The sequence below is a fragment of the Polyangiaceae bacterium genome, assembly GCA_016715885.1.
Taxonomy (GTDB): domain Bacteria; phylum Myxococcota_A; class Polyangia; order Polyangiales; family Polyangiaceae; genus Polyangium.
Genome location: JADJXL010000025.1, coordinates 141118 through 164109 on the forward strand (window position 1 = coordinate 141118; position 22992 = coordinate 164109).

Sequence of the window (22992 nt, forward strand, 5' to 3'; positions counted from 1 at the left end):
GTTCGTCAGAATGGCAGGACGTAGACCAGAATGTCGCCCATTCCGCCGGCATTGCCGCGCGTGATCGTGTCGCCCAAACCGAGCTCACCATCGAAATTCAATCCCCAGCACTTGAGCTTGCCGTCGTTGAGGATTGCGCAGGTATGACTGCCACCTGCAGCGATGGCCGCCACGGTTTTTCCGGTCCCGAGATTGATGGGTAAGAGGTTGTCGCCCATTTGGCCAGGGGCACCGCCGCGATAAAGTGTGTCGCCCTGACCGAGCTGCCCGTCGAAGTTTTGTCCCCAGCATTTTGCCGAGCCATCGTTGAGCAAGGCACACGAATGGTAGATACCCACGGCAATCGCCATGGCCGTTTTACCCGTGCCAAGGTCGACGGTTGGGAGGTTGTCGCCCATTTCGCCCGCAGCGTCGCCGCGGTTTTCCTGGTCGCCCAACCCGAGTCTCCCACTACTACCACCGCCCCAGCATTTGACGCTGCCGTCGTTGAGCAACGCGCACGTATGCTCCCAACCTAGAGCAATTGCAGTAACGGTTTTTCCCGTACCAACATCGACGACAGGCAAATTATCGCCCATTTCACCCGGTTCATCGCCGCGTGTCGAGGTATCGCCCAAACCACATCGTCCGTGGAATGGATTCCCCCAACACTTGAGGCTACCGTTGTCGAGGATGGCACACGCATGCTGGTATCCGACCGCAACTGCCGTGGCCGTTCGTCCCGTGCCAAGGTCGATGGGAAGCAAGTTGTCGCCCATGTGATTGGGATTGTCGCCACGCGGGATCGTATCGCCTTGGCCGAGCTGGCCGTAGTTATTCTCGCCCCAGCACTTGACGGTGCCGTCGTTCAACAAGGCACACGTCGAGCCCAACCCGGCAGCAACTTGGATGGCCGTTTTCCCTGTACCAAGATTGACCGCCGGTAAGTTGTTGCCCATTTCGCCAGGCCCGTCGCCACGGGATAGATTATCGCCAACGCCGAGATAGGCGCCAGCTCCCCAGCACTTGAGGTCGCCATTGTCGAGAATGGCGCACCCATGAGCTCCACCCATCGACATTTGAACGACGAACCTTCCAGCGCCGAGATCGAGAAATGGCAAATACGCTCCCATTTCGTTCGGATTGTCACCACGGTTGTTCGTGTCGCCAACGCCGAGCTGCCCGCTGATGTTGTAGCCCCAGCACTTGACTTTGTCGTCGTTGGATTGCGCGCACGTGGAGGCATATCCGGCGAGGATCTTCACGATTTGTCCGGAGAACGTGCAGGTGATGCCATCTCCTGAATAACCCATGTTGCACGCACACGTGCGTGATCCCGGTGTATTCGTGCAAGTCGCATTGATGTCGCACCCGCCGTTGTTCGTCATGCATTCATCGATGTCCGTGCAGGTAATGCCGTCACCCGTAAAACCCGCATTGCATGCGCATGTCCTGGATCCTGGCGTATTCGTGCACGTCGCGTTGACGTCACAGCCGCCATTGCTCATTTGACATTCGTCGACGTCCGCGCACATCGTATAGGCATCGCCCGCATAGCCCGCATTGCACACACAAGCCATGTTCGTACACGTCGCATTCGACGCGCAATCGGCGTTCGTGCTGCACGAGGGGGCTACGCAAACGCCCGATCCATTGCACACGTTGGTCCCGGAGCAATCATTGTCGGGATCGCTGTTTTTCTTGATGAATCCGCACACGCCGTCGGATCCGCCGCCCTTCTTCGCAGCCGTGCAAGCGTAACAAGTTCCGCCGCAATGGTTTCCGCAGCATACGCCGTCGACACAATAATTCGACAAGCACTGCGAAGCCTGGGTGCACGGAGCGCTGTTGTAGTATTGGCACACGCCGATTCCATTGCAGGCGCCATCGACGCATTCCGCTTCGGGATCGAAGTCGTACTTGATCGGGCCGCAAATACCGTCGGTACCTTGACCTTGCTTCGCTGCCGTGCAGGCGACGCAAACGCCGGTGCACGCCGTATTGCAACAGACGCCGTCGACACATTGACCCGAGAGACATTGCGATGCAGTGCTGCACGTCGAACCATTGGGCAAGTTCGAGGATGCGACGCAGGCGCCGGCACCATTGCAATCGCCGTTCGTGCATTCATTGTCGGGGTCCGTCAAGTTCGCGATATAGGCACACGTGCCGTTCGCCTGGCCTGTCTTTGCTGTGGTGCAGGCGAGGCACGTCGTGGCACAGGGAGCGTTGCAGCAAACCCCATCCACGCACCAACCCGAGGTGCATTGCGTGGCCAGGGTACATGCTGCACCATTGGGGCCTTGCGCTTGAGGCTGAGTACAACCGCTGGCGCCATTGCATGCACCGGGATTGCATTCGTTATCCGGATCGTAACTTGCGGGAATCTGCCCACATACGCCGTCGGCGCTGGCGCCGCCTTTTTTCGCCGCCGAACATGCTTGGCAAGGCCCGGAACAGACGTTGCCGCAGCAGAAGCCGTCGACGCAGTATTTGGAAAAGCATTGCCCGGCCGAAGTACAGGGCGCGCCATTGTAGTAACGACAAACGCCACTGCCATCGCACCGCCCGCCATTGCACTCGCTGTCGGGGTCGAGCTCGGAAGCAATCACTCCGCACGTCCCGTCCACTCCTTGGCCTTTCTTGGCGGCGGTGCAGGCATAGCAGGTGCCTAGACATGCGTTTTCGCAACAGACGCCATCGACGCAATTGCCCGAGGCGCATTGTGCGCCGGCAACGCACACCGTACCATTGGGCAACGGAGTTTGCGGCTCGCTGCATGCACCTCCACCATTGCACTCGCCCGGAGAGCATTCGTTGTCCACATCGCGGCCATATTTAATGGGCCCACAGACGCCATCGTAACCTTGACCCTTTTTGGCCTCGGAACAGGCAGAACACCAACCGGTGCAGACGTTGCCACAACAAACGCCATCGACGCAATACCCGGACAAACACTGCGTCTTGTTCGTGCATGGCACGCCGTTGTATTGCTTGCAAACACCTGCGCCATTACACGCGCCACCCCAACACTCTTCGTCGGGGTCTTTGTCGTTGGCAATGAAACCACAGACACCATCGGCGCCGCCACCCTTTTTCGCACCCGTGCACGCTTGGCAATTACCGAGACACCAGCTATCGCAGCACACGCCATCGGCGCAAAATCCCGATTGGCACATTGCCGACGACGCACAGGGCGATCCATTGGGAGCTTGCGGCTGCGGGCTCGCATTGCACGCGCCAGAACCATTACATTCACCAGGATTGCATTCACTATCGAGATCCAGCCCGGCTTTGATCGGGCCACAAGCCCCGTCGGCTCCTTGCCCCTTTTTCGCAGCGCTGCACGCGTTACAAGCACCCATGCAGATGTTGTTGCAGCAGAATCCGTCGACGCAATACTTGGACAAACACTGCGCAGAGGATGTGCAAGAAAAACCATTGTAGTTCTTGCACATGTTTTTCCCGTCGCACGCGCCGAAGGGGCAATCGTTGTCCGGATCCGTGTCATACGCAACCGATCCGCAAATGCCGTCGACTCCACTACCCTTTTTCGCAGCGCTGCACGCCATGCATTTGTTATCGCATTTTTGGTCGCAGCAAAACCCATCGACACAATACCCCGTCGGGCATTGAGATCCCATGGTGCACGCGGTCGCCGAAGGCGGCGTACCCACGATCGCCGCTTGATCGGGCGATCCAGGCTCCGCACTTTCCCAATCGTCGTTCACGACGACATCGTCCAAACGCTCTCTCGATGAACCGCCATCTCCACCGGCTCCACCAAAACCTCCGGTCCCGTCATCCGAGACCCCCGAGCTACATCCAACGACGAGGACTGCCGCGATGGCAACCCATAAACTTTTGGCAAACCCCAACGAGGTGCCATAATCGATTGATTTCATGCAGATATGCTCCTTGCGACGAATATCACAGAGCAAGCGCTCGACAGTCGAGCGCGTTCTGCTTCGTTGCCACAGGGCTGTACGAAATTCAAGACGCTGTTCGAAAGCTTCGTCTGACATGCCAATGCATGTTGGATCGCCGCTTCCTGGAGCGGTCGATTACACGCGTAAATCCTCGAACGCAGCGTCTTGTAAAAATGTACGCCGAACATGTGAAATGCCTTGCGTACAAGGTGACTGAGATGCCGGGGACGAACACTGTCGAAATTGCGCCTCGGCGTGAATTCGGACTTGGAATGGCTTCGTCGCTCACCTATAGCGCTGGCTCATGAGTACCGACGTCGAGCTTCGATGCGCGTGTGGAGCGGTGCAAGGATTCGTTTCGGAAGCGTCGCCCGCGACCATCAATCGCGCCGTGTGTTATTGCGACGATTGCCAAGCCTTTGCGCGATTTTTGGGGCGTTACGACATCATGAATGACCGAGGAGGCACGGACATCGTTCAAGTGGCTCCTTCGCGCGTTCGTATCGTGGCGGGGGCGGACAAACTGCGTGCGATGCGTCTTTCCCAGAAAGGCGTGTTCCGCGCATACACGGATTGCTGCAAAACCCCGGCAGGCAATAGCTTGTATTCACCGCGCACGCCCTTCGTCGGATTTGCCACGCGGTTTTTCGTACTTCAAGGCAGCGAGCTCGATGCGGCCGTCGGGGCATCTTTGGGAGGAATTCATGGGCGGCTTGCCATTGGTGGCTGTCCGCCGGGAGTGCACGAAAGAGCGGCGTTGGGCTTGATCCTGCGCAGTGTCGGGTGGCTTTTGGGAAATGCCTTCCACGGGCGGCACAAGCCATCACCATTTTGGACGGCGTCCGGCGAACCCACCGTCGCAGTACACGTGCTTTCACGGTAAGAACGATTGCGATTTGGTTTGAAGGGCTAACCGCACGGCAATTCGTGCAAGGCAACGGTCAGCGAATCTTGCGCATGGCTTCGAATAACGGCCGGAACTTGGATCCTTCGCGGAAAAATACGGGCGGTTTCCCTATCGGTGCGGGAACGACGTGCCAACCAGCGTCATACCCGCGGCCCGTCCAGAGATGCACCCACGAATCCTTGGGCAAATAGACGCGCCATTCGTTTTGACCGGGTTTCAACACCGGCGCGACCATGAGGTCCGGGCCATAAAGATATTGGTATTGCAGCGAATGCAATGTTTCGTCCGCGAGATCGTGCAAACATGGGTGGCGCATCGGCGGCAGGCCCGTTTGTGCGTATTGTTTGCCGACCTCGCGATGGTACGGGCCGAGCCGCACGTACATTTGCGTCATGTGCGCAAAGTGCGCGAGCGTCTCCGCATCCGAATCGAATTGCCAATTGCGGCCGGGCTGATTCCCTTCGTGCGTGCGCATGATGGGCGAAAACGCCGCCTGCTCGCACCAGCGCAAAAGTAGCTCTTTCGACCGCTTGATCCACGCGACGGTCGCGTACCCGCCAATGTCGGCATGGTGATGGCCAATGCCGCAAAACCCGAGGCTCAATGCAGCAGGGATGACCGTGGCAAACCCGTCATCGTAGCTCCAATTGACCAATTGATTGCCAGCCCAATGACCCGTGGCATGACGCGAGCTTCCCGAATAACCCGCACGCATGAAAAACGCGATTTCACCAAGTGCGTTGGCTTCCTCCACGGCTTCTCGATTCACGCGCGCCCACATCATCGGATAATCGTTGTGCGCGTCGATTCCCTTACGCCCGGTCGCGAGCACCGCATCGAGCGGCAATGCTTCACCAAATTCGGCCATCCAGCCGCTCATGCCGATGTCGATCATGTTTTGCCGAATGACGCTCTTGAACCAGCGGCGCGCATCCGGATTGTCGAAATCGATGATTCCTGCAGGAAACGTGGTAAAATCGGCGTGCAGCACGTTTCCTTGGGCGTCCTTCACCAAATACCCTTTGGCGCGCCCATATTGATACATGTCACCCTCGGGCACGAGCATCGGGTTGATGTATCCCAGAAAACGCACGTTGGTTTCGCGCAACCGTTCGATGTATGCCGGCAAATCTGGATACAAGATGGCGTCGTAATGATAATTCCAGAATACATGCGAGCCGAAATCCGTCGGGCGACCGCCCTCCCAATCGCGAGCCCAAATGGCAGCCACCTTGATCCCCGCCTCGCGCGCGCGACGCAACTTCGTCGAAACGGCCTCCCGCCCACCTTGCAAACCCAGCCACAATCCATCGTAACTCCACGATGGCAGCTCGGGTTGCCTTCCAAGGTACGCGGACAAACGCGACAATAGGTCGGGCATGTCCCCTACGTCGATTCGAATGCGCGTGGGAATACCCCATACGTAAATGCCATGGCGGTCAGGAAATCGAAAATCCAGCTCTTGATAAGCGCCCGATTCGACATGACACGACAAACCGCCGGCCGTGACGAACGTCGGCTGCGCAAAATAGGTCGTATCCCAACTGCCGCCGGATTTCGAATGCAAATTGGCCAAGACCGAAATGAGGTCCTTGCCCCGCCCGATGCCCTTTTCTTGCACCCAAATGGGCAGCTTCTTGCCACGCAAATCCAGCGTTGAAAATTGCTCGCCGCCGCCGTAGATGTGTTCGTTTTGGGTTGCCACGAGCGACATGCGCAATCGATTGTATCGCTTCAGCGTGCCCGATAACTCGATGAAAAGAGCGCCGTCATTTTGAAGAAAAATGCGCACGCGAGCGATGTTCGGAAACTCGATGAGCACATCGTCGGTCGTGGCCGCGTGCAGAACCCATGGCCCGGCTGCTATGGGATTTTGCACCGTCTCGGCAATGTTGTAATTGCCACGGTGCATCTGCACCGCCGGCGTACCTTCGGCCAGCATGAGGAACGGCCGCGCGACCGAATGCTCGAGAATCAGCTTTCCTCGAAGCGAAATCCGTAGCGTGTCCGTTCCGACTTCGATCCCAATCATGGCCCACCTTCGGACGCGTCCGATGCATGCAACCTATAGATGAACGTGCGCTCTGTCATCAGAAACCTGCGCCCAAGCTCGGTCGTTCGTTGCCTATCATCACCTCCAAAAGGTGCCAACCTCATTTTTCAAATGAGAGCCGTCCAACTTCCAAAAGGCCCCAACCTCTTTTACGTAACGCAATGCAACCAACAAAAATTTGCCCAACTTTCTTCTTGCATTCATGCAGATGAACGCATACATAGAGCGTCGTGCAAGACGCGTCGGGTTCGAGTGGTCGTTTTTCGACGGATGCGACCAATCGGTGGGAGCTGTACCGGCTCTTGGCGGATCCCGTGCGGCCGCGTCTTTTGGCGCTTGCGGCGTCCGAGGAGCTTGGAGTTGGCGAGCTTTCCGAGCTCTTGCACGAAGGACAGCCGAAGATTTCGCGGCACGCGGCGGCCCTTCGGGACGCAGGTCTTTTGTCAGCTCGAAAACAGGGGACGTGGACGCTGCTTCGGCTTACGCCTGGGGTGATGGCGGATCCAGTGGTAGCGGATGCGGTACGTTCGGGCACGGCTGCATGTTCGGCCGATGGCACGCTTGGTCGCATTGCGGAGGTCATATCGACGCGTGATGCGGCGACGCGCGAGTTTTTTGCGCGTGGCGGACGTCCTTTGAGGGCTGGTCCGCCGCTTGAATTTGGCGCGTATTTGGCCGCACTTGCGCCGCTATTGCCTCATCGAGCGTTGGCGGTCGACGTGGGCACGGGGGACGGCGCGCTGCTCGAGCTATTGTCGCCTTTATTCGATGTGGTGATGGGTATCGATCGGGCTGAAGCGCAGATATCGCTGGCCGAGGAACGTGTTCGTCGCCGGGAGCTCGACAATGTAAAGCTTTTTCTCGGTGAATACGACGGGCCGGACGTCTTGCGAGCCGTCGCCGAACATGGCGGAGCGGATGTCGTGGTGGCGGCGCGAGTCCTTCACCATGCGCCGAAGCCGGCGCGCGCGATGAATGCACTGTTCCATTTGGCCAAACCGAATGGTGGTTCGGTGTGCGTCATCGACTACGAGGCGCACGACGACTTGGCGCTTTGCGAGAAGGAAGCAGATTTGTGGCAGGGTTTCGACCCTGAAACGTTACGCAATTTGGCCGAGGCATCGGGGCTCTCGGGCATTACGATTCGCCGTTTACCTCGCGCTTGGCAAGGAGACGGCCCGGATAGAAACCTCGTCTGGCAGCTTTTGGTAGGCCGGCGCGACGAGGCACAATTGGCCTGCAACGAAAAAGAAACGAGGAAACGATGAGCGCAGCACCCCGCTACAAAGTCGCTGACATGAGCCTTGCCGACTGGGGTCGGAAAGAAATCCGCATTGCCGAAAAGGAAATGCCGGGTCTCATGGCACTTCGCGCCGAATATGGTCAACAAAAGCCCCTGAAGGGCGCTCGAATTGCCGGCTGTTTGCACATGACCATTCAGACGGCGGTGCTCATCGAAACGCTTCGAGAGCTTGGCGCCGAGGTCACCTGGACGAGCTGCAACATTTATTCGACGCAGGATCACGCGGCTGCCGCCATTGCGGCCGCGGGTGTTCCCGTGTTCGCGTGGAAAGGCGAAACGCTCGAAGAGTACGATTGGTGCATCGAGCAGCAGATTTATGCATTCGAGGGCGGCAAAGGCCCGAACATGCTGCTCGACGACGGCGGCGACTTGACCGTCATGGTGCACGACAAATACCAAAAACTTTTCGAGGGCGACGACCCGATTCGGGGCCTGAGCGAAGAAACGACGACGGGTGTCAATCGCCTGTACGAAATGCATCGCAAAGGGCTGCTCCGCGTGCCCGCGTTCAACGTGAACAATTCCGTCACGAAGTCGAAATTCGACAACCTCTATGGCTGCCGCGAATCGCTCGGCGACGGCATCAAGCGCGCGACGGACGTGATGTTCGCCGGCAAAGTCGCCGTCGTGTGTGGTTATGGCGATGTCGGCAAGGGCTGCGCGCAATCGCTCCGCGGCCTCGGCGCGCGCGTCATCATTACGGAAGTCGATCCCATCTGCGCATTGCAAGCCGCAATGGAAGGCTACGAAGTGCGCACGATGGAAGCCGTTGCGTCCGTTGGTGACATTTTCGTCACCGCCACGGGATGCAAGGACGTCATCCGTGGCGAACACATGCTCGCGATGAAGGACGAGGCCATTCTCTGCAACATCGGCCATTTCGATTCCGAGATCCAGTTGAGCTGGCTCGAGAAGAACCCTGAAATCCGCGAAGAGAACATCAAGCCGCAGGTCGACCATTTCATCTTCCCCGATGGCAAGCGGCTCATCGTTCTTGCGCGCGGGCGCCTGGTGAACCTCGGTTGCGCAACGGGCCATCCGTCGTTCGTCATGTCCACGTCGTTCTCGAACCAGGTTCTCGCGCAACTTGCGCTCTGGACCGAGAAATACCCCATTGGCGTGTACCTGCTTCCGAAGAAGCTCGACGAAAAAGTCGCCGCATTGCACCTCGGCAAACTCGGCGTCGAGCTGACCAAGCTCACGCAGGACCAAGCCGATTACATTGGCGTGCCCGTCGACGGTCCCTTCAAGCCCGAAAACTACCGGTACTGACCGAAACCGGGTCCTCGCCAACGCATAATTAGGCCAACTCGGGGGGTTTGGGGGGGCCGAGCCTCGCCGTGCGCGCGTCCCACGCGCGCGCAGCGAGCGTTCAACTTTAGGCTCGGTTCCAATCCGAAATACCCCGCCTTCGACCTCACATCAATCTATCATCAATTCCATTCTTGTCTTGACACGGTCGCGTTCTTCTGGCATCACGCGCGGCCAGCATGTCCAACATCGTCGAACGAATCCTCAGCGAGAACAACGAGTTCGAAGGTGCAAAACACCTCGTCGAGATCGAGGGGTTATCCGATCCCAAAGTCTGCAACTTCCTGAACCGCCTCGTCGCGGCCATGCCCGCCGATCAAAAATATCTCGAGATCGGCACGTTCAAAGGTTTGACGCTTTGCTCCGCTGCCTACGGCAACAAAGGAAAGCATTGCATTGCGTGTGACAAATTTCGCTTTTGGAACAAGTACACAGGCTGGGGCTTTGCCGCTCGAGCTGCCTTTTATCGTAATGTCGAACGGTACAAGGAGAATTCCGCCACCGTCGAATTTCACGATATGAAATCGCTCACCATGTTCCGTAAAGGGTTGGTGCGCGGTCCCATTGGAGTGTATTTTTACGATGGGGATCATAGCTACGCCGCAACGCGCGACAACATTCTTGCCGCTGCGCCGTTGCTCGCGAATCCCGCAATTTTGCTCGTCGATGATTGGAGAGATCCGATCATTCAGAAGAGTACGCGCGACGCCATTCAACAAGCCGGATTGCGTATCGACTGGGAACGATGGCTCGGCCAAGGCACGACGTCGGGACGCAATTTCTGGAATGGCCTTGGCGTATTCATCTTGTCGAAGCCTTGAGTCACAAGCCGTCCATCTGCTTTTTCCGCTCGGCTGCGCGGTGCGCATCGAACCACGCAAAAAGCTCTGCGAGTGAACAACCGGCGCGTTCGGCAATGACGCGTGGGGCTTCGTTGCCTTCGAGCAATGCCTGCACGGCCGCCGTTTTCGTGTCTTGCGAAATGGGTATCGACGTTGGGGTTCGTGCCGCAGTTTGGACTTCCACGACGGGCGGCTCCGGAGCTTCCGCGGGCGTGCGGCCATTCAGCTCGGCCTGAGGCAATCGCGCGGCTGGATCACCCAAGAGGATGTACCCGCGCAAGTCATTGCGAAGCATCCATATTCGCGCCTTCGCTTTGGGATCCGTCGGATCGGGTCGACCAGCGATTCGAGCATCTTCGGCTGTGTCGTACATCGAGCTCAGCTCGAAGTTTGCTTCGCGAAACTGTTCCATCATTTCGTCATGAGCGCATCCGACACGCGCTCCTCGCGTCATGGTGTGCAAAACGCGCGTGAACTTGGAGCTACGACTTTTTGAAGGGCTATTCGGATCGACGTACGAATAATTCCACGCCAGATCGACATGCCCAATCACTGCGAGCGGTCCATTGGGATTTCGCAGCGCCGCTTGAGGCAATGCGGCGATGAAGCCTCTGCCCGACATCGCGAGAGAGCTCAGCACGGCCTTTGCGGAATTTTGATATGTGCCAGTCTTCGCTAGCACATCGAGCCATTTGTAATATTCGCTCGTGGACGGCGTTGCGGCTCCGAAACACGCGAAGAATAGCCACAATCCACCCGGTAGAAACGTTTTTCCGGTCATGGCTTCCGCATCGAGGACTTCTTTGCGCCCGACCACGAGCGCCCCTTGGCGCATTCGCTGTTCGTCGGCGGAATTGTAATCATCGGGCGACCCGCCGAGGCCATGACTCACGGAGAGAAGCACGGAGGGTCGAGGGCTCGCATTGGCGGTCAAAAATGAATCGACCGAATCCACCTCGAGCTGCCGGATCGACGCGTTGAGACGGCCATTCGCGACCGACCGCTCCGACGCTTCGATGCTTGGCGAAACCAATTTCGGAATGGCGTTTCTCGTCGCACGCGAGCCATCTGGCGCTACGTAATAGGTGAGGTCTGGACGTTCCGAGGTAACGCCTTCTCGCGCATAGCGCACGACTTTCTTCGCATACGCGGCATACGCGTCGAGGTCGACCTCGCCATTGCTTTTCTCGAAATGAACCCGTCCAATGTACGCGCGGTGCCCGACAGTATGTTGCAGCTCGAAAGAAGTTTGTTCGGGGCTGCCTAGCAAGCACAAATAGAGTGGCCTTTCCGCCTCGTCGATATCTTCGTCCTCATATTTATCGAAAATCCATTCTCTGGATTCTTTCCGATTCAACCCAGGTGGCACTTCGAAGACCATCGGGTGTGCACCTTGTTCTTCGCTGCGCAATGCGACGAGGGGCTTGATCGCTTCGAGCAACGCTTCACCGGTTTTTCCTTCCGGCACGATCACGCCCCAGCGCTGCAATCGAAGATCACTACGCTCGGCATCTCGACGCGCGCGAAGCTGAGACTCGTCCTTCTTGGGCTTCGGCGCCAAGATCACCGAATCGGCCGCCAATCCATCTTCGAGCACTGCCTTGTGGTCGCGCGCGCTCGCAAGCAAAAGATCGATTTGGTCAGCCTGCGATTCCATCATTTCCTCGGATGAGCGAAGCAATCAGCGCAAGTCGAATCCGAGTTTGCCCATGCGGCGTCCAATCCCTCCGAATTTGACTTTCTTGATGATTTTGATCATGCAATCGACGACGTCTTCGCCTTTTTCATTGGGTGGCGCGACACCCACGGAGACCGGTAATCCATCGTAACGCAGGTATGCGGTTACGCGAAATACGGTTCCCCACGTACCCCTTTTGCGACACTTCGCCGTTTCTTTTTGCACGAGCGACACGGCGACCTTGAATTTTTTCGCGTCGAGCTCCTTGACGGGCGATGGCGGGTCGACGTCGTACGATCGCTCCGCCAAACCATCGCCTCCAATGGGCAGGGGCCACGATTTGGCTCGCGCTGCGTCGAGCAAGCACTTTTCAGTGTCGCGATCGCCCAGCGTCGATTCGCTCATGTAAGCCCACTTGAGCGCTCCTTTTTGATCGATTCGCAGCTTCATCTTGACGTGCCCGCCGAGAGAGCTCACTTTCGTGGTCCCTTTGGCGAAGCAGTTCTGCACGTCGTCGTTCATTCGTTCGAACGCGCGAGCCACGGCGTCTTCGTTGAGACCTCCGATTTCCGAGCGCGCCGCGGGCGTCGCCTGAGCTTCATCCGTGGCTGCTGCTGCCGGTTTCGGAGCTTCTCGTGCGGGAGGCGGGGCGTTGCCTCCGCAGCCCAGAATGAAGACGGCAAAAAGCCCTGCGACGAGGAAAGACCACACGTATTGCCGTCTACCATGGTCGAGACTTGGTGCATAGCCCCTGCTCTTTGGGTTGACAGATGCCCACCGCCGCGGTCATTTTGCGCGCATGTCGAAGCCGCTGCTCCTTGCCATTGCTACCTGCGTCTTGACCCTCGGTTGCGGATCCGCCATGCCCGTGTACCCTTCGCGGCCCGCAGATTCCGCTGCAAAGCCCATCGCCGATCCGACCCCTTCACGCGTGGTTCTTCACGCGACGATCACCGGCGCGTCCCTTCGCGAGTCGCTCGAACAAGCCATTCCTCGCACCGGCCAAGGCACCTTCCCCATGCTCGGCACCGAACGCCAGTACACGTGGCGCCGCGGAGACTTGTCCGTGCGATTTCATCAAGGCCGCATCGGCATCGATGTTCATGTTGACGCCAATGCCGACATGCCCGTCAGCAGCCTCGACGTACCGCTCGATGTCACCATTTACGCCGAGCCCATCGTTTCAAGCGAATATTCGGCGAAGCTGCAATCCATCGACGTCACGGTGCAAAGCGAGGATCGCGTCATCCGAGCCGCCGACGCGGCCGCGGACATTCTGCCCAAAATCAAATCGGCCATCAAATCCAAGCTGCAAGACTTTTCGCATGACCTTCTTCCCACGATTGCCGAAGCGCACGATCGCATTCGTCGCCCCATGGAATTGCCCCTTGGCGACGCGACGGGTTGCGCATCGCTCGATGTCGTCGGCGTCGAAGCTGGACCGACGGTGCTTGCCGATGGCTTCGAAAAGGACCTCGCGCTCGTCGTGATGCCTTCGGTCACCATTCCCTGCTCGCCGCCCGACATGACCCGCGAATTGCCGCGCCTGGCAAACGTCGCGTCGCTGCCCACGGGTCCGTTTACGGTGGTCACCCCCATTGCCGCTCGTCACGACGAGCTCGCCAAAGCAATGAGTATGGTTTTCACGGACGGAAAACTCTTTTTCTCCAAAGATCACCCGAAGATATACTTGGAAAAACCCGAGCTGTATTCTTCGGGTGAAAAAATCATCCTCAAAATGCACATCGGCGGACCCGTTGAAAAATACGGCATCAGCGCCAACCTCGATGGCGACTTGTACCTCACGGGCACACCCGCGGTCGTCGACAACGAGCTCAGCATTCCCGATCTGGAGCCTACGATCGAGACGTCGAATTTTTTGTTGGGGCTCAAAGCAACGAAGGATGCCGACGAAATCAAGCGACAAGCACGAGCAGCTCTTCGACTGGACATCAGCGAACGCCTCAAGGCCGTCAAAGACAAACTGTCCACGGATCTATCGTTTGCCGGCGGCGCGGGGTGTGTCAAAGCGCAAGTGCACAAGATCGAGGTCAGCTCGGTCTTCGTACACAACAGCTACATGCGCGTTTACGTGACCACGAACGCGAGCGCATCCATGTACATGCCTTGTCCATGACATCATCGCATCCAAGACAAACCCCGCCGTCGTCGATTCGAGGAAGGACGTCATCGTGAAGGACCAACCGGGCATTTGGTTCGTGTATCGATCACACTATGAAGGGCCGCTTTCGCGCCGCATCCGGCGCCTCGAGGCACCCTCGGTGCTCGCGTGGTTCACTCGTATGATCAACGAAGCGCGCACGGCCGATGATCCGAACGAGCTCTACCAGAACGAGCTCGGGGGCTACGTTTACGGTTTCGGCACGCTGTTCGAGGCTGCCAAGGAACACTCGCTGCGCGCTCCGAAGAGCATCGCGGACTTGGAAAAACTCCTGAAGAAACACTTGTATGTCGAGGGCGAGTTTCGCATCGACGAACACTCGTTGCGCGTCTTGACGGACGATGACGAAGTGGCGCTCGCGTATTACTTCTTCGACGATGAAGCGGCCAAAGCGCATCCCGAACGGCTCGCGTGGCTTCTGCACGATGAACCTCGATTGCCCGATGGTGAAGCGGAGAGCGTGTACAATCCGCCGTTCAAATTCGAGGAAATCGTGCCGGCGGGTGACGGTGAAGGATGCACGTACGCGTGTCTTTTCACGTTCTACGATGGTGACTCGTTGCCTGGAAACCCGGTTGTGATTCCAGGTGCGAGGCTGCCGGATCTCGCTTCGCACTTGCGAAACGTCATGCCGACGAAGAAGCCGGCATCGTGGTCCAAGGAGTGGCTCGAAACGTGGCCGATCGAGCTTCGGCTTTTGCGAGCGATGATCGAGCCGGGGCAGATTTCAATCGCGCCTGCGCTCACGCGTTGCGCGGCGTATCCGCTGCGCGCGGTTGCTTCGGGAACGAATCATTCGCACCTCGGCGTGGGCTCGCATGCGAATGCGCGAGGCGAGTTCGAGAAGGTTTCGGGAGCGTTCGAGCTCGACGGTGATCCGTCGAAAAGCGTCATTCACTTGGGCAAACATGCGGCGTTTTTCTCGCCGCACACGTCGAGTTTCTTTGGGCACGAACAATGGGTGTTGTTCGACGACGTGTGGGCCGCAGCGCATCCCGATCTGGCGACTTCGATTTTGCGTTATGCATCGCATTGGGATCCATTTCGGGATCCGAAACGCGCACGAAAAGAGCCGACGGAAGCAGAGCTTGCCGAGCAAGCGTGGAAAAAGGCGATGGCTTCGCACGAGGGCAAACCTGCGACGCTGTATCGGAGCTCGGAGAGGTTTGTCGTGGACCAGGTCCTCGAGCATTCGAAGTTTGGCCGGGGCGTGGTGAGGCGAGTGGATGGGACGAAGGTCGAGGTATTGTTTGAATCGGGAGCAAAGCTGCTCGCACACGATATGAAGGGGTAATGGCGACCGTTTACGAATTCGCCGTCTGGAAATTCGCGAAGAACTTCATTGTACGAATCAATCGAACGTTCTCGCAAGCAGCAGACTCGCGATCGTCACGCCACGTCTCGACACGTAACAGCCCATAGCCATCTGCTGGCCCGCTCGCTAGCATCTTCCTTCCGAGTCGAAACGAACGATGAAGAAGGAGCAGGGGTCCAAGTCCGATGCAGTGAGCGTCGTGGCGAGCTCGCCTCAGGTCGCTGCTGCCATGCGTGCGGCGCGCGTGAAGCGCACGGACGCTCGAGGACTGCTTCCGTCTGCTGAAGCGCGGCGATTTCTCGCGTCCGTCGATGTGTTTCGTCGAGGCAAAGCGAAGTTCGTCGGAGGCTCGCGCGTGTTCGAAAGCGATCGCGTCTGGGCTGCCCTCCTGTCGCTCGACAACGCTGAAGAATTCGTTCGTCATGCCAAACGCATGGAGTGGGCATTCGGTGGACGCGGTCGCGGCAACACCGCCGCCGTCGAACGTTTCGGAATGGGCATCCTGCCGTGGATCGAAAGCCGCCTGCGCGACGACGGCGTGCTCGTCAACGTGCCCTCGTGCGTCGTGCCCTGCCTGCTCGCCATCGGAACGACCGGCGCCCTCGAGCTCGCATTGCGCGTCCACGCAGTGACGGATGCCGCTTCCGCGCACGTAGAGCCGCGAGCACGTCCATCCGCCGTGCAGACACGCGCCGACGTCAACGAGCATGACATCGACGACGACGAGGACGACGACGAGGAGAGCGATGACGGCGACGACGTTGCGGACGACGAAGAGGACGACGAAGAGCCTTCATCGGACGATCCGAAACGCCCCGATGATCTCGACATCGCTCGCCGCTTCATGACGCTGCATCCGACGTTCTACGGGCAACTTGCAAAACTCGCCTACGACGGCCATGCGCGCGCCGACGCACTCCTACGTGACCGAGCCACCGTGCTCGGAGGTGCCGTGCGCGAAGCGCTGGAGCAATCGCTCGGGTTCGCCGAAGCAGAACGATACACCGAAAAGTTCGACTTGCCGCGAACGCGCTTGCCCGACGAGCTGGAAAAACTCTTGGCGGAGGCAGACGTACATGACGAACCCCGAGGCCCGGTGTGGACCATCGCCGAGCTCGACGATGCAGCTCGTCGCGACGAGATCCCGCTCTGGGACAGCCCCACGTACACCACGGCTGCGATGCGTGTATCGGGGTATGCGTCTCGGCACGGAGACGCGCTGGTCATTGAGCAGATCGTGCACCGACAAAACGGCAAATCGCCGATCACGTGGGAAATGTTCGCGTATGGTCCGGGCGCGGGCAAACGGCGGGCAAGCGACGATCTCGTAGACCCGACAGCCGACGGGCTGGACAACATCGAGATTGGCGAGGGCGACTTCGTCGACGGGATCACGGGGCAGATCGTGCTGCTCGGCGAACGCGACGAAAACGGCCGTCCCATCGCGAATTCCGACGCCCCGCGGATCGTGCCTCTGCCGCTTCCGGCCGACGAGATCAGCGTACACGTCAAACGTCCCACCGCGCGCGTGAAGGGCGAAGAGCTGCGCGTACACGCTCGGCTGCCGCGTTCGTTCGCTCCGACAAACCACGCGGACGAATCCCACTTGCGGCTCGTGACGCCCGCAGAAGCGCTGGTCGTCGACCTTTGTCAGCGTCACAAACGCCTTCTCTTTGCGACCGATCGTGACCTTCGCACGGCGGCGGGAATTGCTTCCTCCGCCCATCGCCTGTTTTCGTTCGACGCTTTCGAGTACTTCCGGACAGACCAATTTCCTTCGGCTTCGAAAGACCTCGTGCTGATGGTCGAGGCGCTACGTGCCCGGCGAAAAATTACGCGTCTGCCGGGCGAAGCGAACTCGAGCCCCGAACGGTGGATTCCGAATCTCGCCGAAACGCGAAGCTATGCGGGAGGTGATGCGTGGGCCGACAACGATAGTCCGCTCGAGCTCGAAGCGTCGCCCGGAGGGATGGGCATCACGCCTTACTGGAGCTTCGCGTTGTCGCGCGGTTATCCGCATGGCGTGTGGCTCTTGCACGGGGCGTCGCAGAACAAAAAAGGCCAAGCGGAACAAGCGATCTTGTACCTCGTAGGCGCCGATCATCCAGGGCAGCGATCGTTCTGGCCACGCCGCACGGCCTGCATGTGGACGCGGGTGTGTGGTTTGGCCGAGCGTAAGTGGGCGACGATGGATCGCGGCATCGCCGCGGCCATGAAAATCGATCGCATGCTGCATACAGCCGAAGCGAAGCGTCTCGTCGAAGGATTCGTTTTGCGCACGTGGAACGTCCCAGCCCGAACGGGTCCCGACATGGTTCTGCTGCTCGAAGCGCTCGTGGGAAGCGCAGAGGTCGTGGATGCTTTCACCGAGGCACTCGCGAAGCTTTCGCCCGAGGCGTGGGCTTTCGACAGACCGGCACTTGCGCGCGCCGTGTTCGAGCTTGGGTACGTGCTACGTCGTACGGACGGATTCGTTGGACCAGCAACGAATCGCCTGCGGGCGCTCGCGACTCGCGCCCATGATGGTGAAACTGCCCGAATGCTCGACCTCGCGGTGAACGGTCGTGCAGCAGCCGAACGCGGCGCGAGATGCGAGGGTGATTATGCGCATGTTGCGGATGCGCCCGAATGGCTCCGCGACAAACTGCTCGATCCGGACACGCCGCCCTCCCCGCTCGATGTGTTTCTCGTATCGCTCGCTGGCGACGGGATGCTCGCGAAATACGAAAAACGTCTATCGCAAGTGACGCACGCGGCTGCGATTGGCGGTCAACTTGCGCGTCTCGCTTCGCCCAGAGTGATTCCGATGGTGCTCACGCTTTACGGCACGCATTCCGATGCGAGGGCCGTGATATCGCAGGCATTGTTCGATCGGCCAAACATTCGCGCGGAGATCTCGGCATGCTGCCGAGGTGCGAATGCAAAGGTTGCGCGAGCGCTCCTGTCGGCGCTCGATGAAGCCGAGGAGCGGGCTCGCGTTCGCGGCCACAGGCTCGATTCATTGGATGACTACGCCGACGATGACGAGCTCGACGACGAATTCGACGACGATGACGATTGATGCCGCAAGATTCGTCGTTCAGCGCGGAAATTCGCGGCTGAGCAAGCCATAAATGGCGCTGTCGGTAAAACGCCCGCCGTGAAACCAATTCTCCCGAAACAACGCCTCCCGGGTAAAACCCAGCTTTTCAAGGACGCGACGTGACCCCGTATTGGCCGGATCGATGTTCGCTTCGACGCGGTGCAACTCCATGTGGTCGAATCCAAATCGCAGAGCGGCACCGACCGCTTCGGTCATGTACCCTTTGTTCCAATACGCGGGATTGAGCTCATAGCCGATTTCCGAGTAGAAGTGGGGCTTGTTCCATTTCCAAAACCCCACCGTGCCCATGAGCGTCGGATCCCCGCGCAACGTGATGCCCCAGCGAATCCCCGTGTGCTCGCGAATGGCCTCGAAGACTTGCTCCAGGCGCCGCAACGTCGGCTCCATGTCCACATCGGGATCACGACCGAGATACCGTGCAACCGCAGGATCCGAGTGCGTACGAAACATCGTTTCCGCATCGGACGGCACGAGCTGACGCAAAACGAGGCGAGGTGTTTCCAGTATGGGAAACGGATCGAACGAAATCATGCGCGCATGGTGTCACAAATCGGCGCGCGGGTCATTGCTCAATTGGCCCGCGGCATAGTCGCACGACCGTTAGCGTTTGAAGCTACGAACTTTGGCACGGAGCGCTTTCACGACGGCGTCTTTGCCTGCAAGGTCGGGATTCGGAGGCATCGCGGCGCTCTTGCCAACGCCCGTACCGCCCACTTTGATGATGTTTTCGATGTGCTCATCGGTCACGGACGCTTGCCACGCGGGGTCTTGGAAGTTCCGCGGCTTCGGGTTCAGAGCGGCTGCTCCCGCGCCGTCTCCTGTACCGTTGTTCCCGTGACAGGTCGCGCAACGCTCCATGAATATTTTGGCAGCTTCCGCTTGCGCTGCAGGATCGACGGCATCGCCTCCGCCGTCCGATTTGCTGCAGCCGCTGGTCCAAACGAGCGATGCTGCAACGAGAAAAAGTCCGATGGTTTTCATGGCGCGCACGATAGCAACGTCTGCCCGAAGGGCAAACTCTCATCATGCACGTCCCTCGCAGCGCACGCCTCGAAGAAATCGAAACGCAGTTCCCAAAACGCGTCACACATTCCTTCGCTCGGGCGATGAACAGGTCATGACGGACTTCTTGGGAACGTGGAGCAAGCGCCTCGGCACTGCCATCGTCGTATCGATCCTCGTGGCATGCAAGATGGCGCCATCGGCAGGTGCCGAGCCGAGCCACGATGGTGCTCCGGCTCCAAAACGCGTGGAAGATCGCAGCGTTACGTCACCCGCGGCCGGCGCGAAACCAAGGCCTGCTGGCGCATCGCATGCGCGCGACATCACGACCGGGTACCCATGGTTCGACAAGGTCACCAAGGGAATTCCCGCGGCCGACTCGACGCTGGAAGAACGTTTTCCCACGGAGCCTGGGTTTTCGCGCGTGAAGCTCGAGCCGCGAAGTTTCGGCGCATTCCTGCGCACCTTGCCGCTGGCAGCACCGAACACCCCCGTGCTGTCGTATCGCGGTGACATCATTCGCAGCGCCAATCATCCCAACGTTGCAGCCGTGGTCGCGATCGACGTGGGCACGCGTGACTTGCAGCAATGCGCCGACGCCATCATTCGTTTGCATGCCGAATGGCGTTATGCGCGCGGGCATCGTGATCACGTGTATCGAGCAGCAAACGGAACGAAGCTTTCGTTTGCTCGATACGCGGCCGGTGAGCGATTACGCGTCGACGGAAACAATCTATCATTCGTCGCGAGCGCGAAGCCGGCCGAGCCGTCGCACGCATTGCTTCGCAAATGGCTCGATGACGTGTTTGGTTGGGCAAACACGGGCGCATTGTCGCGGGATGGCGCACGCGTGAAGATGGCCGATCTTCGCCCGGGAGATTTTTTCGTGCTTACGGGCGTGCCGTACGGCCACGCCGTGCTCGTGCTCGACATGGCAAAGGATGCAGAGGGGCGGCGCGCGCTCTTGCTCGGACAAAGTTTCGTGCCGGCGCAGAACGTTCATGTGCTCAGGCCCAATGCGACGAGCGTTTGGTTTGTCGTGGATGAAGACGAAAAAGCCGTGACGACACCTTTTTGGGAACCATTTCCCTTCGATGCACTGAGACGCCTGCCCGAATGATGCTCTCAATGTCGAGCGGCTTCCCCCGACAGAGGAAGTACGACGGTGAAGGTGGCCCCCTGCCCCAGCTTGCTTTCCGCTTGAATGGTGCCTCCATGTGCTTCGACGATTTGCCGCGCGATAAAAAGGCCGAGGCCAAGCCCTCCCTGATAACCGGGTATCACAGCTCGCTCGAATCGCTCGAAAATGCGGCCGATGTCCTCGGGCGCAATGCCCGGTCCTTCGTCGCGCATGACGAGGATTGCCGTGGCATTTTTGGCAGACAGTGAAATGTGCACGGGTTTGCCGGGAGCATACTTGATGGCATTGGTCACGAGGTTCGTGACGACTTGTTCGATTCGCAGGCGATCAAAGGTTCCAACGACCGGTTCGGGTGCTTTCAACTTCGCCACGGTTGCGGTCGATTGAAGCTCCTTGCGATGCCGATCGAGCACGTCGATGAGCAATTGTTTGAGGTCCACGGTTTGTCGTTCTAAAACCATTCGTCCAGCACTGATCCGCGATGCATCGAGCAGGTCGTCGACGAGTCGCCCCAGACGATCGACTTGACCGTCGATGGCTCGAAGACTTTTCGTGACCCGCTCGTGCGTTCCGGCGGCAGGGTCCTCCCTCGCGAGCAACCGAAGAACGGATTGAAGCTGCAGTTTCAGCGGCGTGAGCGGAGTTCGGAGCTCGTGCGATGCAATCGACAGAAATTCTTCGCGGGCCTTGACCGCTTCATGCAATTTCGCATTGGTTGCTTCAAGCTCCACGGTGCGACTATCGAGAATGAGCAGAAACGCGCCTAGCAGAGCGGCAAATGCAAGGCCCAAGGCACCGACCATCCACGACTGCCAGCTAATGAGGTTGGCCATGTATTCTGGTGATGCATAGATGCGCAAGATCCACCGACGCCCGGCGACGTCGTCAACGATATCCCTGATGAGCGGCGATTGCGCATCGGCAACCGAGGCCGCAAAACGCCCCGTGTAGAGATCACGTTCGATACCGGGCTCGGTTGCGTCCAATACACGGACGTCGAGCTTGAACGCGCTGGAAGCGGATCGGTGCAGCACGTCGTCGACCATGCTGTCGATGCGGAATATGCCGGCAGCATAGCCGCGCAGGTGCGTGCGCCGCTCTTCCACCGTGTCGAACGGGCCGGCTTGCGCATACACCGGAACGAAAATCAGGACACCGCATTGCGTACCGGTTTCCTGAACGAGATGAATGCACTCCGTCGCAGAAGCTTCATTACGCACGAGCGCCCGCTCGAGAGCTTCCGCGCGCGAAGGATCGGACGATACATCGTACCCGATTGCTTTGCCATTGCCACGCATTGGCGCGATATAAAGCACGGGGAAATATTCACTTCGCTCAGATACTCGAACGTGACGGCCTTTCGCGTCGCGTTGAGTGACGTAAAAATCATTGAATCCATTTTGACGAACGTATGTCTCGAAATTTTCGAGCGCACTGCTCGAAACCCTGGGGTTCCAACTGAGTCCTCTGATACCGGGAAGGCGCTCGAGCGTGGGCTCGGTAAAACGCTGAAATTCATCACGAGTCACTGCCTCGGACCCTTCGAAGTACCTGGCGATGGACCACATGACCTCGTGATAGCGATGAAACTGGTCGGTCAAGTCATCCGCGAGGATTCGGCTACGCTCTTCGAACACGAGCTCCTGGTGCTGGCGTTCTCGAATATTTGCATAAACGAAAAGCACCGTGACGCCTGCCAAGGCAATGAGCAGTGGAAGCGCCACGGTCGTCTTGCGCCGCGCCCACACCCCGCCCGGCGCGGCAAGCGCAATGAGAACGAGCGGCGTGAAAATGAGCACGCCAATGGAATCACCCACCCACCACGTCCACCAATTGAAATTGACATTCGCTGGCGGAATCAGACCCAATGTCCAGAGCACGCCCGCAGCTACCGTCGACGAAACCAAACATGCGACCGGGCCACCCAACGCAAAAAAGAGAAAAATATCTCGCTGCCGTACGAGCGGACTTGGAAACCCAACGAATCGTCGAATCAAAAAGGCTCCCACCACGGCTTGCGCCGTACACCCCAAAGCGATGCCCGCGGCAGCTAGAGCCGGTCTGCTATCGACGTTCATACTGAGGAGAAACATGCTGAGCAGCACGCCCGGCACGATGCGGTAGCCCCAGAGCAGCACCACGCCAAGCGCTATCCCGGAAGGAGGCCACAATGCCGTTGCATGTCCAGGTGAGACGGTGAGGAGCAGCGCGAGCTTCGCTGTGACAACGCTCACCGCGACCAGGACG

At 58.9% G+C, this 22992-nt stretch carries 15 protein-coding genes; 8 read left to right on the forward strand and 7 right to left on the reverse strand.

Annotated features, from left to right (window positions below; genetic code table 11):
- Positions 1–5: 5 nt before the first annotated feature.
- Entirely contained in the window at positions 6–3884 is a 3879-nt protein-coding gene (locus IPM54_35650; protein ID MBK9265103.1) for a hypothetical protein, read from the reverse strand.
- Between the two features lie 328 nt (positions 3885–4212).
- Between IPM54_35650 and IPM54_35655 the strand changes: the two genes are divergently transcribed.
- Positions 4213–4791, forward strand: a complete 579-nt coding sequence (locus IPM54_35655) for a hypothetical protein (protein MBK9265104.1) — start codon at positions 4213–4215, stop codon at positions 4789–4791.
- 58 nt (positions 4792–4849) lie between these two features.
- On the opposite strand, the gene IPM54_35660 is transcribed toward IPM54_35655, so the two are convergent.
- Positions 4850–6847: an alpha-glucosidase gene (locus IPM54_35660; GenBank protein ID MBK9265105.1), complete on the reverse strand. Its 1998-nt coding sequence runs from the start codon at positions 6845–6847 to the stop codon at positions 4850–4852.
- A 251-nt stretch (positions 6848–7098) separates the two neighbouring features.
- On the opposite strand from IPM54_35660, the gene IPM54_35665 reads away from it, so the two are divergent.
- The 3 genes from IPM54_35665 to IPM54_35675 all read left to right on the forward strand — a co-directional run bounded on the left by IPM54_35665 (position 7099) and on the right by IPM54_35675 (position 10303).
- Complete coding sequence (locus IPM54_35665; GenBank protein MBK9265106.1) at positions 7099–8136, forward strand: methyltransferase domain-containing protein; 1038 nt, start codon at positions 7099–7101, stop codon at positions 8134–8136.
- Complete coding sequence (locus tag IPM54_35670; GenBank protein MBK9265107.1) at positions 8133–9443, forward strand: adenosylhomocysteinase; 1311 nt, start codon at positions 8133–8135, stop codon at positions 9441–9443. Before IPM54_35665 ends, IPM54_35670 begins: the two co-directional genes overlap by 4 nt.
- Before the next feature lie 218 nt (positions 9444–9661).
- On the forward strand, positions 9662–10303 hold the full coding sequence (locus IPM54_35675; GenBank protein MBK9265108.1) for a class I SAM-dependent methyltransferase: 642 nt from the start codon (positions 9662–9664) through the stop codon (positions 10301–10303).
- A 1-nt stretch (position 10304) separates the two neighbouring features.
- On the opposite strand, the gene IPM54_35680 is transcribed toward IPM54_35675, so the two are convergent.
- Both IPM54_35680 and IPM54_35685 read right to left on the reverse strand, forming a co-directional pair.
- On the reverse strand, positions 10305–11984 hold the full coding sequence (locus IPM54_35680; GenBank protein ID MBK9265109.1) for a hypothetical protein: 1680 nt from the start codon (positions 11982–11984) through the stop codon (positions 10305–10307).
- 21 nt (positions 11985–12005) lie between these two features.
- On the reverse strand, positions 12006–12713 hold the full coding sequence (locus tag IPM54_35685) for an AgmX/PglI C-terminal domain-containing protein (protein MBK9265110.1): 708 nt from the start codon (positions 12711–12713) through the stop codon (positions 12006–12008).
- Positions 12714–12801: 88 nt separating this feature from the next.
- Here IPM54_35685 and IPM54_35690 point away from each other — a divergent pair, with 88 nt between their 5' ends.
- The 3 genes from IPM54_35690 to IPM54_35700 all read left to right on the forward strand — a co-directional run bounded on the left by IPM54_35690 (position 12802) and on the right by IPM54_35700 (position 18560).
- Positions 12802–14139 (forward strand): DUF4403 family protein, encoded by a 1338-nt coding sequence (locus IPM54_35690; protein MBK9265111.1) that lies wholly within the window; start codon positions 12802–12804, stop codon positions 14137–14139.
- Positions 14140–14194: 55 nt separating this feature from the next.
- Positions 14195–15478 (forward strand): hypothetical protein, encoded by a 1284-nt coding sequence (locus IPM54_35695; protein ID MBK9265112.1) that lies wholly within the window; start codon positions 14195–14197, stop codon positions 15476–15478.
- A 178-nt stretch (positions 15479–15656) separates the two neighbouring features.
- The gene (locus IPM54_35700; GenBank protein ID MBK9265113.1) at positions 15657–18560 is read left to right on the forward strand and encodes a hypothetical protein; all 2904 of its coding nucleotides are present in this window, start codon (positions 15657–15659) and stop codon (positions 18558–18560) included.
- A gap of 18 nt (positions 18561–18578) precedes the next feature.
- Here the strand turns inward: IPM54_35700 and IPM54_35705 are convergent, their stop codons facing one another.
- Positions 18579–19133, reverse strand: a complete 555-nt coding sequence (locus tag IPM54_35705; protein MBK9265114.1) for a GNAT family N-acetyltransferase — start codon at positions 19131–19133, stop codon at positions 18579–18581.
- Positions 19134–19202: 69 nt separating this feature from the next.
- Positions 19203–19583 (reverse strand): c-type cytochrome, encoded by a 381-nt coding sequence (locus tag IPM54_35710; protein ID MBK9265115.1) that lies wholly within the window; start codon positions 19581–19583, stop codon positions 19203–19205.
- Positions 19584–19719: 136 nt separating this feature from the next.
- Between IPM54_35710 and IPM54_35715 the strand changes: the two genes are divergently transcribed.
- On the forward strand, positions 19720–20724 hold the full coding sequence (locus IPM54_35715) for a hypothetical protein (GenBank protein MBK9265116.1): 1005 nt from the start codon (positions 19720–19722) through the stop codon (positions 20722–20724).
- A 5-nt stretch (positions 20725–20729) separates the two neighbouring features.
- Here the strand turns inward: IPM54_35715 and IPM54_35720 are convergent, their stop codons facing one another.
- Positions 20730–22979: a CHASE domain-containing protein gene (locus tag IPM54_35720; protein MBK9265117.1), complete on the reverse strand. Its 2250-nt coding sequence runs from the start codon at positions 22977–22979 to the stop codon at positions 20730–20732.
- Positions 22980–22992 lie beyond the last annotated feature (13 nt).

Excerpts from the sequence above, each read along its gene's own strand:
- IPM54_35650 (MBK9265103.1), bottom strand. The coding sequence starts at position 3,884 with ATGAAATCAATCGATTATGGCACCTCGTTGGGGTTTGCCAAAAGTTTA.
- IPM54_35655 (MBK9265104.1), top strand. The coding sequence starts at position 4,213 with ATGAGTACCGACGTCGAGCTTCGATGCGCGTGTGGAGCGGTGCAAGGA.
- IPM54_35660 (MBK9265105.1), bottom strand. The coding sequence starts at position 6,847 with ATGATTGGGATCGAAGTCGGAACGGACACGCTACGGATTTCGCTTCGA.
- IPM54_35670 (MBK9265107.1), top strand. The coding sequence starts at position 8,133 with ATGAGCGCAGCACCCCGCTACAAAGTCGCTGACATGAGCCTTGCCGAC.
- IPM54_35675 (MBK9265108.1), top strand. The coding sequence starts at position 9,662 with ATGTCCAACATCGTCGAACGAATCCTCAGCGAGAACAACGAGTTCGAA.
- IPM54_35680 (MBK9265109.1), bottom strand. The coding sequence starts at position 11,984 with ATGATGGAATCGCAGGCTGACCAAATCGATCTTTTGCTTGCGAGCGCG.
- IPM54_35690 (MBK9265111.1), top strand. The coding sequence starts at position 12,802 with ATGTCGAAGCCGCTGCTCCTTGCCATTGCTACCTGCGTCTTGACCCTC.
- IPM54_35700 (MBK9265113.1), top strand. The coding sequence starts at position 15,657 with ATGAAGAAGGAGCAGGGGTCCAAGTCCGATGCAGTGAGCGTCGTGGCG.
- IPM54_35705 (MBK9265114.1), bottom strand. The coding sequence starts at position 19,133 with ATGATTTCGTTCGATCCGTTTCCCATACTGGAAACACCTCGCCTCGTT.
- IPM54_35710 (MBK9265115.1), bottom strand. The coding sequence starts at position 19,583 with ATGAAAACCATCGGACTTTTTCTCGTTGCAGCATCGCTCGTTTGGACC.
- IPM54_35715 (MBK9265116.1), top strand. The coding sequence starts at position 19,720 with ATGACGGACTTCTTGGGAACGTGGAGCAAGCGCCTCGGCACTGCCATC.